The 16,272-nt window shown below is 27.2% G+C and carries 15 protein-coding genes; 9 read left to right on the plus strand and 6 right to left on the minus strand.

What is annotated here, in order from left to right:
• From dnaA to gyrB, 3 genes are all read left to right on the plus strand, one after another.
• Entirely contained in the window at positions 1–1,317 is a 1,317-nt protein-coding gene (dnaA, locus tag AVENP_RS00005; protein ID WP_128359801.1) for a chromosomal replication initiator protein DnaA, read from the plus strand.
• A gap of 168 nt (positions 1,318–1,485) precedes the next feature.
• A complete protein-coding gene (gene dnaN, locus AVENP_RS00010; RefSeq protein ID WP_128359800.1) occupies positions 1,486–2,556 on the plus strand; it encodes a DNA polymerase III subunit beta in 1,071 nt (356 codons plus the stop codon).
• A 29-nt stretch (positions 2,557–2,585) separates the two neighbouring features.
• Complete coding sequence (gene gyrB / locus AVENP_RS00015; RefSeq protein ID WP_128359799.1) at positions 2,586–4,907, plus strand: DNA topoisomerase (ATP-hydrolyzing) subunit B; 2,322 nt, start codon at positions 2,586–2,588, stop codon at positions 4,905–4,907.
• Positions 4,908–4,944: 37 nt separating this feature from the next.
• Here gyrB and AVENP_RS00020 read toward each other — a convergent pair whose 3' ends face one another.
• Complete coding sequence (locus AVENP_RS00020; protein ID WP_128359798.1) at positions 4,945–5,946, minus strand: NAD(P)-binding domain-containing protein; 1,002 nt, start codon at positions 5,944–5,946, stop codon at positions 4,945–4,947.
• 138 nt (positions 5,947–6,084) lie between these two features.
• On the opposite strand from AVENP_RS00020, the gene queF reads away from it, so the two are divergent.
• The 4 genes from queF (at position 6,085) to AVENP_RS00040 (ending at position 8,688) form a co-directional block, all read left to right on the plus strand.
• Positions 6,085–6,462, plus strand: coding sequence for a preQ(1) synthase (gene queF, locus AVENP_RS00025; RefSeq protein ID WP_172664345.1), 378 nt, complete (start codon positions 6,085–6,087; stop codon positions 6,460–6,462).
• A 10-nt stretch (positions 6,463–6,472) separates the two neighbouring features.
• Complete coding sequence (locus AVENP_RS00030) at positions 6,473–7,108, plus strand: DNA-binding protein (RefSeq protein WP_128359796.1); 636 nt, start codon at positions 6,473–6,475, stop codon at positions 7,106–7,108.
• Positions 7,109–7,384: 276 nt separating this feature from the next.
• Positions 7,385–8,284 (plus strand): DMT family transporter, encoded by a 900-nt coding sequence (locus AVENP_RS00035; protein ID WP_228201900.1) that lies wholly within the window; start codon positions 7,385–7,387, stop codon positions 8,282–8,284.
• A complete protein-coding gene (locus AVENP_RS00040) occupies positions 8,281–8,688 on the plus strand; it encodes a YqaA family protein (RefSeq protein ID WP_128359795.1) in 408 nt (135 codons plus the stop codon). The genes AVENP_RS00035 and AVENP_RS00040 overlap by 4 nt, the downstream gene beginning before the upstream one ends.
• A gap of 38 nt (positions 8,689–8,726) precedes the next feature.
• Here the strand turns inward: AVENP_RS00040 and AVENP_RS00045 are convergent, their stop codons facing one another.
• Genes AVENP_RS00045 through AVENP_RS00055 form a run of 3 tightly spaced genes read right to left on the minus strand, consistent with a single transcriptional unit; the run spans position 8,727 to position 11,243 of the window.
• Positions 8,727–9,113 carry a 4Fe-4S dicluster domain-containing protein gene (locus AVENP_RS00045; protein ID WP_128359794.1) on the minus strand — a complete coding sequence of 129 codons (387 nt, stop codon included), beginning with the start codon at positions 9,111–9,113 and terminating at the stop codon, positions 8,727–8,729.
• Between the two features lie 59 nt (positions 9,114–9,172).
• On the minus strand, positions 9,173–10,426 hold the full coding sequence (gene clpX, locus AVENP_RS00050; protein WP_128359793.1) for an ATP-dependent Clp protease ATP-binding subunit ClpX: 1,254 nt from the start codon (positions 10,424–10,426) through the stop codon (positions 9,173–9,175).
• Entirely contained in the window at positions 10,419–11,243 is an 825-nt protein-coding gene (locus tag AVENP_RS00055) for an SIR2 family protein (RefSeq protein WP_128359792.1), read from the minus strand. Before AVENP_RS00055 ends, clpX begins: the two co-directional genes overlap by 8 nt.
• A gap of 116 nt (positions 11,244–11,359) precedes the next feature.
• Between AVENP_RS00055 and AVENP_RS00060 the strand changes: the two genes are divergently transcribed.
• Positions 11,360–12,220 (plus strand): sulfurtransferase, encoded by an 861-nt coding sequence (locus AVENP_RS00060; protein WP_128359791.1) that lies wholly within the window; start codon positions 11,360–11,362, stop codon positions 12,218–12,220.
• Between the two features lie 14 nt (positions 12,221–12,234).
• On the plus strand, positions 12,235–14,214 hold the full coding sequence (locus AVENP_RS00065) for an EAL domain-containing protein (RefSeq protein WP_128359790.1): 1,980 nt from the start codon (positions 12,235–12,237) through the stop codon (positions 14,212–14,214).
• A gap of 6 nt (positions 14,215–14,220) precedes the next feature.
• Here the strand turns inward: AVENP_RS00065 and AVENP_RS00070 are convergent, their stop codons facing one another.
• Positions 14,221–14,742: a hypothetical protein gene (locus tag AVENP_RS00070; protein WP_128359789.1), complete on the minus strand. Its 522-nt coding sequence runs from the start codon at positions 14,740–14,742 to the stop codon at positions 14,221–14,223.
• Positions 14,732–16,261: a nif-specific transcriptional activator NifA gene (gene nifA / locus AVENP_RS00075; protein WP_128359788.1), complete on the minus strand. Its 1,530-nt coding sequence runs from the start codon at positions 16,259–16,261 to the stop codon at positions 14,732–14,734. Before nifA ends, AVENP_RS00070 begins: the two co-directional genes overlap by 11 nt.
• Positions 16,262–16,272 lie beyond the last annotated feature (11 nt).

Below are 16,272 nucleotides of genomic sequence, written 5' to 3' on the forward strand. Positions count from 1 at the left end.
ATGACAACCAAAGATTTTCAAACAATAATTCAAAAAGAAGCATCAAAAACAGATTTTGACAGATACTTAAAACAGTTAGTTTATAAAAAGGTATCTTCAGATGAAAAAATCGCTATTTTTGAAGTAAATAATAAATATATTGCCTCTTGGATAAAGAGCAAATTTACAAATTTAATTCAACATTGTTTTGAAATTTATGATGGTTCTAAACCCTCTGTAGAAATAAAACTCGCTGGTGAAAAAAAATCTAAAAAAGAGATTTTAAAAGAGCAAGTTCAGAACGAAACAGCCGAAAGTACAATACTTAATCCATCTTATACATTTGATTCATTTGTTGTAGGACCTTCTAATCAAATGGCATATAATGCTTCACTTGCTGTTTCAAATAAACCTGGAACTCAATATAATCCTTTGTTTATTTATGGTGGAACAGGACTTGGAAAAACTCACCTTTTACAAGCTGTTGGAAATCAAGCAATTGAAAAAGGAAGTACAGTTATTTATGTAACTATTGAGCAGTTTATGAATGATTTTACTTTTTCTTTAAAAAATAAAAGTATGGATCATTTTAGAAATAAATATAGAAAATGTGATGTGCTTTTAATTGATGATATTCAATTTTTAAGTGGAAAAGAACAAACTCAAGAGGAATTTTTTCACACCTTCAACGAACTTCATAACGCAAAAAAACAAATAGTAATGACAAGTGATAGACTTCCATCACAAATTGCTGGACTTGTTGATAGATTAAAATCAAGATTTGAATGGGGTTTAACAGCTGATGTTCAAATTCCAGGGCTTGAAACAAAAATTGCTATTATTGAGAAAAAATCAGATTTAAATGGAATTTCTCTAAGTAGAGAGATTATTAATTTCATTGCAACTACTCTTGATAATTCAATTAGAGAAATTGAGGGTGTTTTAATTAGAATAAATGCAAGTGCATCTTTATTAAATCAAGAGATTACACTTCCAATGGTTCAAAATTTATTAAAAGATCAAATAAAAGAGACAAAAGAGAATATCAAACTTCCTGATGTTATAAATATTGTTGCAAATCAGTTAAATATTAAACCTAGTGATATAAAATCTAAAAAAAGAACTGCAACTGTTGCAAATGCTAGAAGAATTGTGATTTATCTAACAAGAGAATTAACTCATAACTCTATGCCAGATATTGCAAAGTTTTTAGGAATGAAAGATCACAGTTCAATTTCACACAATATTAAAAAAGCAAATGAGTTAATTGAGAAAGATGAAAACTTTAAATTAATTATTGAAAATTTAAAGAATAAAATCATAAATAAGGAGTGGTAAAAACTTTAAAGCAAAATAAGTTTTAAAGACTTATGTGAAAAGATGTGAATACAATGACTTTTCTAATCACTGGGTTAAAGTTCGCTTCCAGAGGGTTTGAAGAGGTGTTTTCATCTTTTCACATAGACTACTACTTCCACTAAATTAAATAAAAATATAGGAGATAAAATGAGATTCGTAATTACAAAGAATATTTTTGAAAATGTTGTGTCTTCAATGCAACCTTTTTTAGAAAAAAAAGATTCTAGTTCAATCACATCGCATATATATTTAGAAATCAATAATGCTAAACTAATCATAAAAGCAACTGATTATGAAATTGGCTTAGAATCATATATTGATAATATAACTGATATGATAGATGGTAAAGCAACAGTTAATGGTTCTAATCTATTAGGTATTATAAAAAGATTAAAAAATGAAGAACTTATAATAGAAGCTTCAAATAATAATTTAGTTATAAAACAAAATAAATCAACTTTTAAATTACCAACTTATGATGCAGAAGAATTTCCATCACTAAACAAATCTGAAAATTTAAAAGAATTATCAATCTCAACAATTAATTTTATAAATTCTATTAGAAAAATTACTCCTGCTATTGATAATAATAATCCTAAATTTGAATTAAATGGTGCATTATTAGATATAAAAAGTCAAAAAATAAACTTTGTTTCAACAGATACTAGAAGATTAGCAGTTTCACATTTACAAAATATTACTAATCAAGAAACTCAATTTATTATTCCTAAAAAAGCAATAATTGAAATTCAAAAACTATTTTTAGATGAAGCTAAAATTTCTTATGATGATACAAATCTTGTAATTTCAAATGAAAAAACTAAATTTTTTACAAAATTAATAAATGGTAAATTCCCAGATTATGAAAGAATTATTCCTAATACTTTAAAATATAATTTTCCATTACCTAAAAATATATTAATTGAATCTATTAAATTAGTAACTTCATTATTTTCAAATATTAAAATCACATTTAACTCAACATCAATTTTATTTGAATCCCTTGATGAAGATAGTGAATCTAAAACTCAAATTGATATTGATTTAAATATTGAAAAAGAGTTTTATCTAGCAGTTAATGCTAAATATTTATTAGACTTTTTAAGTATGTCAAATAATGAAAAAATAAAAATTGGATTTAATGAATCTAATTTACCATTTTTATTAGAAGATGATAAATTTTTTACTATTGTAATGCCAATAGTTTTAGAAAAATAAAAAATTAAACACAAATAAGGAAATCTATAATGAGTCAACAAGAATACGGCGCTAGTAACATTAAAGTTTTAAAAGGTCTTGAAGCTGTAAGAAAAAGACCTGGAATGTATATTGGTGATACAAATACAAATGGTCTACATCACTTAGTTTATGAAGTAGTAGACAACTCTATTGATGAAGCAATGGCTGGTTATTGTAAAAATATCAAAATTACTATGAGCAAAGATCATTGGATTAAAGTTGAAGATGATGGAAGAGGAATTCCAACTGCTATTCATGAAGGTGAAGGAATAAGTGCAGCAACTGTTGTTTTAACTGTTTTACATGCTGGTGGTAAATTTGATAAAGATACTTATAAAGTTTCTGGTGGACTTCATGGTGTTGGGGTTTCTGTTGTTAATGCATTATCAAAACACTTAAAAATGACAATTTATAGAGAAGGAAAAATTCATTATCAAGAATTCAAATGTGGTATTCCTCAAGGTGTTATTGAAGTTATTGGTGATAGCCCTAGAAAAACAGGAACAACGATTGAATTTTTAGCTGATGATTCTATTTTTGAAGTAAATAAATATGAGTTTGCTATTTTGGCAAAAAGATTTAGAGAAGTTGCATATTTAAATTCATTTATTTCTATTACTTTAGATAATGAAATTACAAAAACAAAAGAAGTTTACCATTTTGAAGGTGGTTTAAAACAGTTTGTTGAAGATATGAATAAAGAAACTGCTGTTTGTGATGCAGTTGCATTTAATGACAATGTTGACGGTGTAGAGGTTGATATTGCAGTTATGTATAACGATACTTATGTTGAAAAAACTTTATCTTTTGTAAATAATATTAGAACAATTGATGGTGGAACTCATGAAGCTGGTTTTAAAGCCGGACTTACAAGATCAATCGTTAAATATTTAAATGAAAATGCAGCAGCAAGAGAAAAAGATACAAAAATTACTGGTGATGATGTAAGAGAAGGATTAATTGCAGTTGTTTCTGTAAAAGTTCCTGAACCACAATTTGAAGGTCAAACTAAAAGTAAACTAGGTTCTTCTTACGTAAAAGCTATTACTCAAAAATTAACTGGTGATGCTTTAGATAAATATTTTGAAGAAAATCCACAACAAGCAAAAGCTATTATGGAAAAATCTTTAATGGCAGCACGAGGTAGAGAAGCTGCAAAAAAAGCTAGGGATTTAACTAGAAAAAAAGATTCTATGTCTGTAGGAACACTTCCTGGAAAATTAGCAGAATGTCAATCTAAAGATCCTGCTATTAGAGAATTATATCTGGTGGAAGGGGATTCTGCTGGAGGTTCAGCAAAACAAGGAAGAGATAGAGTTTTCCAAGCAATTTTACCACTAAAAGGTAAGATTTTAAATGTTGAAAAATCAAGACTTGATAAAATTCTAAAATCAGATGAGATTAGAAATATGATTACAGCTCTTGGTTGTGGTATTGGTGAAGATTTTGATAATGAAAAAATCAGATACCATAAAATCATTATCATGACAGATGCTGACGTTGATGGAAGCCATATTCAAACACTTTTATTAACTTTCTTCTTTAGATTTTTAAGACCAGTTATTGAAAATGGATATTTATATATTGCTCAACCACCGCTTTATAGATATAAAAAAGGTAAAAATGAAATTTATCTAAAAGATGATACAGCTTTATCTGCATTTTTAATTGAAAATGGTTTAGAATCATTTACTTTTGAAGGATTAGGATATAACGATTTATTAGATTTATTTAAAATAGTTTCAAGATATAGAAGCATGTTAGCTCAATTAGCAAAAAGATACTCTTTACTTGAAGTTTTAAAATATTTAATTGAAAATAGTGAACTTGTAAATCTTGATTTTGCATCATTATATGAAAAAGTAAAAGAATTTTTAGATGCAAGAGGTCATAATATTCTTTCTAAAAATGTTACAGAAACAAGAATCCAGTTATTTGTACAAACAAAAGAGGGTTTAGAAGAGTTAATTATTGATGAAGAACTATTTGCATCATCATATTTTAGTGAAGCAACTTATATTTATAATAAATTAGTTGAAAGAGATTTAACAGTATTTGAAGGTAGAGATCTATTAGATATCTTAGATGATATTGAAACTTTAGCTAAGAAAGGTGCATACATTCAAAGATATAAAGGTCTTGGGGAAATGAATCCTGAGCAATTATGGGAAACTACTATGATTCCAGATAATAGAAGACTTTTAAGGGTTAAAATTGAAGATGCAGAAGTTGCTTCTGATACATTTACTTTATTTATGGGTGATGAAGTTGAACCTAGAAGAAACTATATTGAAGAACACGCAAAAGACGTTGAACACTTAGACGTTTAATATATTCTTAAAAGCATAGTTAAAAACTATGCTTTTTTTACTCTAAAACATTTTCAGTAAAAGCAAAAATATTACCTCTTTTTCTTAAAATATTATTTACTATGTTATAACCATGATTTAAAGCGATTGCGATTGATCCACCTGATGCAAAAGCGATATCACCAGCTACATATACATCTTTTGCACTTGTCTCTTGGTGTTCATCAAAAATAGGTTTTAAATCTTCATCATAATCAACTGCACAATTTTTTAGAAAATCAACAGGTGTTGTTCCTCCAATGGCATAAATAATTCTGTCATAAATAACACTATATCCATCAGTAAAAGTTACTTTTGCTTTTCCCTCTTCATTTTCTACAGATTCAATATCTGTATTCATTCTTAATCTAAGTTTCTCTTCACCATTATATTTATTTAAAATATCTTCATTTAAATCATTTAATCTTGTAAAAGTTACTTTTCTATAAACTAAAGTTACATTGTTTTTTTGATCAGCTAAATGGTATGCATATTCAGCTGCACTATTTCCGCCACCAACAACCAAAATTTTTTCATTTGATGAACATCTATCTAAATTAAAACCTACTTGAGATTTTATTGATGGTGGAATTTTATAATCTGGTTTATTTGGTTTTCCCATTTTTCCAATAGCAATGATTGCATTTTTAGTTTGGATTAAACCTTTTGAAGTATGAACTTCTAATAAATCTGTTTCTTGATTTCTTATAATTTTTTCAACTTCAGTGTTAAATATGGAATCAATTTTTTCATTATCTAATAAATCATTAAAATAATCTAAGGTTGTCTCTTTAGTTCCGTCAAAAAAATCAACATTACCTTGTAAAGTTATAACTTGACCTTTATAATCTTTGTCAACTCTTTTATTATCTTTATAAAATTTTCTAATAGTATTTGAATGGTTATCTGTTTTTTCTATTAGTAAAATTTCACCAATTTTGTGAGCTGCTGATTCTATAGCACAGCCAATTCCACCTGGACCTCCACCGATAATTACAATATCATAAATTTTATTTTTCATAATTCTCTTTCATATTAAATTTGATTTACAATAAATTATACTTGATTTTATACATTAATTCAATTAGTAACACTTATAAGGCTTTTTAGGATAAAATGCCTAAAAATTAGATTTATAAAAGGTTTAAAAATTATGGAAATGAAATATGGTGAAAAAGAAATTAGAGAGTTTGATATTAATAAAGAAGAAAATTTTTGGCCAAATGCTCATGAAAAAAATTATATTATAGATATTGAATTACCTGAATTTATGGCTAAATGTCCAAGAAGTGGTTATCCAGATTTTGCAACAATAAAATTACAATATACTCCAAATAAAAAAGTTATAGAATTAAAAGCATTAAAAATATATATAAATACATTTATGTTTAGAGAAGTATCACATGAAAATTCTATTAATGAAATTTTTGATACTTTATATGCTAAATTAGAGCCAAAATGGATGAAAGTTATTGGGGATTTTAAACCAAGAGGAAATGTACATACAGTTATTGAAATAGATAGCTCGAAATTTTAGGAATTAGACCTTGGAAAGATTAGTTACAACTTCACAAGCAGCTGAAATATTGGGCTTATCTTTACAGGGGATACATTATAGAATTAAAAAAGAACAATTAAAATCTATTAAAAAAGATGGAAAAACTTTTGTTTATTTAGATGAAGATGAAAAAGTTGATAAGCCTGAATTTCAAGCTGAAATAAAACCAAAAGTTCAAACAACATCTGTTAAACAACCTCCTTTTGATGCTGTACAAGCTGTTATTGATGTTAAAGATGAACAAATTGAATTATTAAAAAAATCCATGAAATGGATGAAAAAACAATATATTTCAGAAATCTTTAGATTAGAAAAAAATCAAAAAAGAATAATAGAAGTTTTTAACTCTGAAATAAAACTTTTACAAAGTGCATTTAATGAAATGCGTTCTATTTATAAACCCCAAATTGAATCAAATTTAAGAAATCAAAGAAAAGAAGATGCCTCTTATGATTTTATTACTGTAAAAGATTTTTTTGTATTAATGAAAAGATATAATAAAAAAGAGCAAGAGATAAAATTAATAATATTAAATAGAATAAAAATTGGTGATAAAAGATTTATTTATAATAAAGTTGAAAAAAAATTGTTGATTTTGAATTCGGATTTTTTAGATTTAATATAAAAAACAAGCAAAAAAAAGAGTACCTAAGTACTCTTCTCCAGATACCCAAACACACTACTAAGTAAGGCGCCTTGCTATGTTCCCATCCTGGGGCATTACCTCAAATAATAATTGTAAAGGTCTAAAGAAGAGCATTCAAAATATTTAAAATATTCTCAATGCTTTTCTTTTAAGATTGGAATTATACATTAAAAATCTTTAATTTATTATAAATTAATTTTCTTATGAAAAATAATCTGTATAATACGATTTTAATAGAAAGTTGAGAATAGAAGTTTGACAAAAAATTTTAGTTATATTGGTATTTTATCATTAATATTTGCCATGTTTATTTGGGCTAGTTCATTTATTGCATTAAAAGCTGCAATGGAAGATTTAGGACCTTTTACAGTTATATTTTTCCGTATGATATTTGCATCTTTATGTTTTGTATATTTTATAAAAGATTTTATAAAATATGATTTTTCAAAAAAAGATATTAAATTTATATTACTTTTGGCTTTATTTGAGCCTTGTTTATATTTTGTATTTGAATCAAAAGCATTACAACTTACATCAGCATCACAAGCTGGAATGATAACTTCATTAATGCCTATAATCACGGCAATGGCTGCTGGATATTTTTTAAAAGAGATTATTTCAAAACAGTTGATTATTGGTTCTTTAATAGCTATGAGTGCAGCTATTTGGCTTAGTCTTCAAGGAAGTACATCAATTAGTTCTCCAAACCCGCTTTTAGGGAATTTTTTTGAATTACTTGCCATGGCTTGTGGCGCTGGTTATACAATTACTGCTAGATACTTAAGTAATAAATATTCAGCCTTGTTTATCACTGCAATTCAAGTATTTATAGGGGCTATATTTTTTACGCCACTTTTTATATATGAATATAATACTATTCCTATGAATTTTACTTTTAATTCATTTCTTTGGACTATTTATTTGGGAGTTGTTGTAACTTTGGCTGGTTATGGTTTATATAATTATGCTTTAACAAAAATTCCAGCTTCAAAAGCTGCTGTTTTTATATATTTGATTCCTGTATTTACTTTAATATTAGCATATTTTGTTTTGAATGAAAAATTATCTTTTTTTGAATTTATAGCTTGTTTTGTTATTATGTTTGGAGTATTTGTTTCAGAAGTTTCATCTTCTTGGTTTAAAAAGAGAAAATGACATATTTAGTTTTATTTTTTAGTGCTTTAATATCAGCAACACTATTTCCATTAGGAAGTGAAGCTTTACTAATTTATGATATTAAAGAAGGATATAATCTTTATCTTTTAATCTTAATAGCAACACTTGGAAATAGCTTAGGTGCAGTAATAAACTATTTTCTAGGACTAAAAGGTGAAGAATATTTAGTAAAGAAAAATCTTATAAAAGAAAAATACATCGTAAAAAGTAAATACTATTTTGATAAATATGGTGGATTTTCTCTTCTTTTTTCTTGGCTTCCTATAATTGGTGATCCTATTACTTTTATCGCTGGTACGCTAAAGTATGATTTTAAAAAGTTTTTAATTTTAGTTGTTGTTGCTAAGTTTTCAAGATATTTATTTTTAGCTTGGATAGTTTAGTTTCGGTAAATATACTTTTGTATATTTACCGTTAATGATTAGAAATCAGATACGTTTGCGCCAGCTTCTCTACTAGCCATTGTAATTTCAGGTCTAAACTTTTGAGCTTTAACTTCTGGAAGCATTAAACCTTTTGATTTATGTTCTCTTATTTTATAAGTTCCATTTTCATGGCCAGATAAGTAATATGAACTAAAATCAGTAGTATAAGGCATATCCCATACAATTGCACCAGCTGTTGGACATGCTTCTGCACATCTTGGAGCATCTGCATGATCAACACATTCAACACATGATTCTGGTTTTACATATAAAATTCCATCTTGTGGATTTTTATCATTTCCATCTGGTAATATTGCTGCTACTGGGCATTCAGATGCACATGCTTCACAACTTATACACTCTTCAGTAATTCTAACTGCCATTTTCTATCCTTTTTTATCAAAATATAAAATGTAGATGCAAATATTATTCCATTATGGAATTAATTAGCAAATTTTTTAAATAAAATCTCTTTTGTTGGTTCTTCTGTTGAATTTTCATTGTATTGTAATTCAACATCTTCTTCTTTATCTATGTATTTTCTTGTAATTCTACATTTTTCTAAGTTATTCTCAGAAGGTGTAATATATTGTAAAGGAAGCATTATATTTTCAATAATTCCTCTAAGACCTCTAGCTCCAACATCTTTTTCAACTGCGATTTCTGCAATTCTCTCAAGGGCATCATCTGTAAATTCTAATTCAACACCATCAAGTTCAAATAATATTTCATATTGTTTGATAATTGCATTTTTAGGCTCTTTTAGAACTCTAATTAAATCTTCTTTTGAAAGTTTATTTAGTTCAGCAATTACTGGGATTCTTCCAATAAATTCAGGAATTAAACCAAAAGAGATAAGTTCTTTTGCTTCAATAGCTTTTTTATTTTCTTCTGCATCTTCTTTTTTTAAGAATCCCATTTTTGGAGCTTTTTTATTCTTTTTAGCAGTGTCATCTTCCCTTAATCCAACAAAAGCACCACCACAAATAAATAAAACATGAGTTGTATCAAAAAGAATTGTTTCAGCAGATGAGTTTTTTCTACTTCCTTTTACAGGAACATAAACTTCAGCACCTTCAAGGATTTTTAGAAGACCTTGTTGAACACCCTCTCCACTTACATCTCTTCCACTTGTTGAGCTTTCGCTTTTATTTGCAATTTTGTCGATTTCGTCAATATAAACGATACCTCTTTTTGCTTTTTCTAAATCATAATCAGCAGATGCAAGTAGTCTTGATAAAATAGATTCAACATCTTCTCCAACATAACCAGCTTCAGTTAATGCAGTGGCATCAGCAACCGCAAAAGGAACATCCATGATTCTAGCAAGGGATTTTGCAAGAAGAGTTTTACCGCTTCCTGTTGGCCCTATTAACATAATGTTTGATTTTTCAATTTCAACATTTTTAACTACTGGTTTATCAATTCTTTTATAGTGATTATATAAAGCAACTGCTAAAACTTTTTTAGCTTCAATTTGACCAATTACATAATCATCTAAATGTTCTTTTATTTTAATAGGAACGCTAAGCCCTTTTTGGAACTCTTTTTTACTATCTTTGATAAGCTCTTTTTCAAGAACTTTTGAACACATTGTCACACATTCATCACAGATGTGTGAAACTTCACTTGAGAATATTTTTTTTACTTCTGTAATCTCTTTACCACAGAAATCGCAATTAAATTTTTCACTCATGGCTTTTTATAAATTCATTAATGCTCATATCTAAATTAGTTAAATTATGAGTTTTAATAAATTTATCCTCTTTTTTTGTTAATTCGTCTTTACCAAGTACTGTTGTACCACCTTTTAAATCCACTGTTATCTCATTTGCAACCATTCTAAAAGTATCTTTTGAGAAATCAACTCCCAAAAATAAGTATTCTTTGTTTTTTCTATGTTCTTTTAAAATTGGAGGCATTGCATAACCACCCATAGCTTCAGTTAACCAATCAACAAAATCAGCATCAGAGATAATAAAATTCATTTCAGGTTTAGTTGAACCCATTGGTTTAAATAATATTGGTAAGTCTAAAGTTAATAATTCTTTTTCAATTCTTGTGTATGTTTTAGTAGCTACATCAAAAGAATAAATTAAAAATCTATCCCAATCAGCAGTTATTCTTGACACTCCTGTAATTAAAAAGTGTTCACAGTCACTGTAAATCTTTTGTAAGCTATCATCCATATTTGTATCAATGATATATTTTGGTTTGATTTTTTGTAACCATTTATAAACTACAGGGAGTTCATACTCTTTTGAAGAGTAAATATGATTAGTCATTTGAATAATGAATTCTCTACCTTTTCTTTGCTCTAAACTCATGGCAGCTCTTGAGTACTCATACATGAGTCTAGGACTCATAGCTCTTCCGTTATTAAGGCTTAATATCATTGAATCACTATCAAATGGAAGCTGAGCTCCGTCGCTATTTTTTGTATCTTTAAATACACCCATCCCTAAAAAAGGAATTAATTGCCCACTTTTTAATTTTTCTATTATATCGTTCATAATGCGACCTATCTAATATTTAACCAATACTATGCAAGAATTATTCCATTAGATTTATCATTCATTCAAAGTAAATTAATGCTAAAATCATCTCCATATAATAAATGGAGGAAGCAATGAAAAGAATAGTTTATGTTTTATTAATCTTATTAACATTTAGTTTTAATTTAAATGCTCAAAATCTTAGAGTTGAATTAAATGAGTTATCAAAAGATTTATCTACTTATAAAATCATAGATTCAAGAGTGAATAGTGAGTATTTAGATGGACATATTAAATCAGCTTTGAGTTTTCCCTCATCTTTAACTTATGAGCATGAATCAATTGATGGAAAGATTACAGAACCAACAAAGATGCAAAATATTATTAAAGAGTTAGGTTTAAATGTAGATGATAAAATTGTAATTTATGGAGATGGAAGTTTTTTTCCTGCTTCTAGGCTTTTTTGGGCATTAGAAGTTTATGGATTTAAAAATGTAAAACTTTTAAATGCTAGTTATTTAGATTGGAAAGATAATGATTTTCCTATTTCTAAAGAAGTTCCAAAAGTTGAAAAAAGTAATTATATTGTTTCTATTGATAATCAAAAATTAGCTACAAAATTTATTACACAAATTGCAACAAAAAGTAAATCAGAAATAGTTGTAGATGCAAGATCATATAAATCTTATATAGGAGAAGAATCTGCTGCTAAAAGATTTGGACATATCCCCAAAGCCATAAGTTTACCAGCTTCAGACAATATCAAAAATGATGGATTTGTTTCAAGATTAAAAGATACAAATGAACTAAAAGAGATATATAAAGATTTGGATAAAAATAAAAAAATTGTATTATATTGTTCTATTGGAAAGATTGCTTCAACTAATTATTTTGCCCTAAGAGAATTGGGTTACGATGTAACAAATTATGATGCATCATGGAAAGAGTGGGGAAATGATTTTAATTTGCCAATTATTGAGCCATCAAAGAAATAAAAAGAAGATAATAAATGTGGAATAAATTTAGTATAAAAGTTCAACTTATAGTATTTATGTCATTAATCGTTGTGGCGGTTGAAGTTGCAACACTATTTTTTGTATTAAAAATACAAAAAGAAGAGAATAATATATATGCAATAACAGAATCAAATGCAATTACTAAATCTTTAAATAATGATTTATTAAAGTATTTATTAGCTCCTAGTGCTGATATGCTTTCAGATATAAACTTTAGACTTTCTGCATTTGAAAAAATTGATGCAATGGTTTTATTTGATGATTCAAATAATCCTATTTATAAATTTGGGGATATTAAAAATATAAATGAAAAACTAGATGAAAATAATACGCTTTTTAAAGAAAATCATCTATTAATTAAAAATTCAATTACACTAAATGATCAAGAGTTTGGCTCAACTCTTTTATCTGTTGATTTAACTTCTTTTAGAATTAAGCAAGAAAAAATAACATATATTATCCTAGCAATTTTCCCATTTGCTTTGATATTCGGAATAATTCTTAGTCTATTTTTAAGCAAAAGTTACACTAAACCTTTCTTAAATCTTTTAAACGCAATGAGAAAAAGTGACCCAACAAAAAATGAAATTATTGAAGTTAAAACAAATGCAAATAATGAAATAAAAGAGTTATTTAGTGGGTTTAATAATCTAATGAATCAAATATCTTTATCCACAAAACAACTACAATTTAATGCAAGTCATGACCAACTTACAAATATTCATAATAGATTTTTTATCGAAGATGAACTTTCTCTTGCTTTAAAAACAGTAAATGAAAAAGGATACGCTCTTTTTCATATTAATTTAGATCAATTTAAACTTATAAATGAATCGGCTGATTATCAAACTGGTGATGAACTTTTAAAAATGATAAGTTCATACTTTAAATCATTTTTGCCTGAAGATTCTATTTTTGCAAGATTGGATGCTGATGGTTTTGTTCTTTTATTAAAAAATATTTCTTTTGAAGATTCTAAAGATTTTTTACAAGTTAGTTTAGAAAAATTAAGTGATTTCAGATTTTCAAATAAAAATGAAACATTTAGTATTTCAGCTTGTATCTCTTTAGTTCATTTTAAAGCCTTTGAATACACTTTAAAAGAGCTATTAAAAGCTAGTTTTAACTCTCTTTATTCAGCAAAAGCAAGTGGAAGAAATAAATCACATATTTTTGATAAAAGTGATGAAAATACAAAAAGATTTTCAATAGAACTTGAAACTGCGAAATTTATAAAAGAAGCTTTGGGAAATGGGCCTTCAAGGTTTGAACTTTTTGCTCAAGATATTGTTCCTTTACAATATGAAAGCGACAAAATATCTTATGAAATATTGATTAGAATGTGGGATAAAGATGGAAAATTTGTTTCTCCTTTGGATTTTTTACCAACTGCTGAGAGATACCAACTTATGACAGATATTGATATTCATGTTTTATGGAGTTATCTTGAAATTGTTACAAAAGATAAAAAACATCTGGAAAAACTTCACTCTGCTCATATAAATCTTGCAGGTTCTAGTTTAAATAATATTGATTTTCAAACAAAAGTAAAAGAGGCAATAAAACATTTTGATTTTCCATGGGAAAAACTAGAATTAGAAGTTACAGAAAGCTCGGCAATTGGTAGTTTTAATAAAGCTAATGAATTTATTTCATTTTTAAAAAGTGGAAAAATAGGCCTTGCCCTTGATGATTTTGGTACAGGAATGGCTTCTTTTGAATACTTAAAAAGTATGCCTTTTGATGTTGTTAGAATAGATGGAAGTTTTGTAAAAGATATGCATACTGATCCTACTGATAAGGCTGTAATTAAATATATTCAAGAAATTGCAACTTTAAAAAATCAAGAAACAGTTGCTGAATATGTGGAAACAAAACAAGATGTTGATGAACTTAGAAAATTAGGGATAACTTATGGTCAAGGTTACTTTTTAGGTAAACCAAGACCTTTAAGTTCATGGTTAGAAGATTAATTTTTATTAATGACAACCAGTTCCTGTATATGACTGATAAACTTTGTTTAATTCTAATCTGATTCGTTCTAAATCAAGTGTTTTATCCAAGTTATTAGGCATATCAATATGATAAATAGCTCCATCTTTACCAATTAAAAAAAGAGCTTTTGTTAATTTATTTTCCAAGCTACCACTTACGATTTTTGTTCCATACATCTCTGCAAACTCTTCATTTACATCAAATACTGGTATGATTTTTTTAAATTCATAGGGAAAATCTATTTTTTCATTAAAGATAATATATGTGAATATATCAATTTGGGCACCATTTATAAACTCATCAAAAGCAATAATTTCTTCTTTAAAATCATCAAAATTTGGAAAAGATAAAAATATTTGAATATTTCTATTAGGGCTTGCTTTTTTAATTGTGAATTTTTCACCATTAAGTTTGATTACATCAATATTTTCAGCCATATAACCTATATCAATAAAATCATCTGTTAATTCCATCTCTTCATTTTTGTATATTATTTTAGATTTCATATTTTTTTATTTTATACCCCATTTGTCTAAGAGTTATTCCTAACTCTACTGCTGCATTTGATTGATTGTAATCATTATTTTCAAGTGCCTCAATAATTGCTTCTTTTTCCAATTCTTCTAAAGTTAAACTTTTTTTAGAAATGGGTTTATAATCACTTTTTAATTTTTGATCATTAAGTGCAGGAAGTAAAAGTAACATATCATATTTGTTTATTCCCTCTTCATTTCCCATTAAAACAATACGTTCAATTGTATTTTCTAATTCTCTTACATTGCCCGGCCACGGGTAACTACAGAGTGCATCCATAGCTTCATCAGTGATGGTTACTCTTTTTTTGTGGTTTCTCATGGCTCTTTCTAAAAAGAAGTTTACAAGTTGTTTAATATCTTCACCTCTTTCTCTAAGTGGTGGTAAATCAATAGGAATAACATTTAATCTATAATATAAATCTTCTCTAAATTTTCCATCTTTAACCATTTGTTCAAGATTTCTATTTGTTGCAGCTACAAGTCTTACATTCACTTTTATAGTTTTACTTCCACCAACTCTTTCAAATTCTCTTTCTTGTAAAACTCTTAAAAGTTTTACTTGTGCTGAGGGTGAAATATCTCCTATTTCATCTAAAAAAAGAGTTCCTCCATCAGCTAGTTCAAATCTTCCTTTTCTTGTCTCTCTTGCATCTGTAAATGCACCTTTTTCATGTCCAAAAAGTTCGCTTTCAAGTAGAGTATCAGTAATAGCAGCGCAATTTAGTTTGATAAATGGCTCATCTTTTCTATTACTTCTTTTATGAATAGCAGCAGCTACAAGCTCTTTTCCAGTTCCTGTTTCTCCTCTAACTAATACAGTTACATCAGATTGGGCAATTCTTTGAATAACTTTGAAAACTTGTTCCATTTTTGGACTATCTCCAATAATATCTCCAAAGTTATGCACTTTAGAATCCCATTCCATTTTGTAATAAAGTTTTAGTTCTTGAAGTCTCTCTTTTTCTTTTTGATATAGTTGATAAGAATGAATAGTTTGTGCAAAGATTGAACTTACAATTGTTAATATTCTAACCGTATCATCTAGTTGTATCTCAGCATTTTTAGTAATCACTGCACCTAAAACACCTATGGATTCATTATCTATCATTAATGGAACGGCCGCATAAGATTTTCCATTAAAATCTCTTTTTCCTGATTTATTTAGAAAAATAGAGTTATTATGAATATTTTCTACAACAACTGGTTCTTTTGATTCAGCGACCATTCCTGTAACACCCTCTCCTACTTTATAAGAAGCAAGAGTTTTTTGGAATTTTGACAACTCAATAGACGCAAAAACATTTAGAACATCATCTTCTAAAATATGAACTACGCAATTTTCAAGACTCAACGAATTTTTTAATATTTTCATTGATTTTTCAAGAGAAGTTTGTAGATCATAATGATTTGAAATAACTGAAGAAATTTCATATAGAGTTGTTAATTCTCTTATAGTTAAACAACTCATACAAGCAGATTTATCAAACATTATTGCCTCCT

The sequence above is a fragment of the Arcobacter venerupis genome (assembly GCF_013201665.1).
Taxonomy (GTDB): domain Bacteria; phylum Campylobacterota; class Campylobacteria; order Campylobacterales; family Arcobacteraceae; genus Aliarcobacter; species Aliarcobacter venerupis.

Bases quoted from the DNA above. Each gene is read 5' to 3' on its own strand.
- dnaA (WP_128359801.1), top strand. From the start codon at position 1: ATGACAACCAAAGATTTTCAAACAATAATTCAAAAAGAAGCATCAAAA.
- dnaN (WP_128359800.1), top strand. From the start codon at position 1,486: ATGAGATTCGTAATTACAAAGAATATTTTTGAAAATGTTGTGTCTTCA.
- gyrB (WP_128359799.1), top strand. From the start codon at position 2,586: ATGAGTCAACAAGAATACGGCGCTAGTAACATTAAAGTTTTAAAAGGT.
- AVENP_RS00020 (WP_128359798.1), bottom strand. From the start codon at position 5,946: ATGAAAAATAAAATTTATGATATTGTAATTATCGGTGGAGGTCCAGGT.
- queF (WP_172664345.1), top strand. From the start codon at position 6,085: ATGAAATATGGTGAAAAAGAAATTAGAGAGTTTGATATTAATAAAGAA.
- AVENP_RS00040 (WP_128359795.1), top strand. From the start codon at position 8,281: ATGACATATTTAGTTTTATTTTTTAGTGCTTTAATATCAGCAACACTA.
- AVENP_RS00045 (WP_128359794.1), bottom strand. From the start codon at position 9,113: ATGGCAGTTAGAATTACTGAAGAGTGTATAAGTTGTGAAGCATGTGCA.
- clpX (WP_128359793.1), bottom strand. From the start codon at position 10,426: ATGAGTGAAAAATTTAATTGCGATTTCTGTGGTAAAGAGATTACAGAA.
- AVENP_RS00055 (WP_128359792.1), bottom strand. From the start codon at position 11,243: ATGAACGATATAATAGAAAAATTAAAAAGTGGGCAATTAATTCCTTTT.
- AVENP_RS00060 (WP_128359791.1), top strand. From the start codon at position 11,360: ATGAAAAGAATAGTTTATGTTTTATTAATCTTATTAACATTTAGTTTT.
- AVENP_RS00065 (WP_128359790.1), top strand. From the start codon at position 12,235: ATGTGGAATAAATTTAGTATAAAAGTTCAACTTATAGTATTTATGTCA.
- AVENP_RS00070 (WP_128359789.1), bottom strand. From the start codon at position 14,742: ATGAAATCTAAAATAATATACAAAAATGAAGAGATGGAATTAACAGAT.
- nifA (WP_128359788.1), bottom strand. From the start codon at position 16,261: ATGTTTGATAAATCTGCTTGTATGAGTTGTTTAACTATAAGAGAATTA.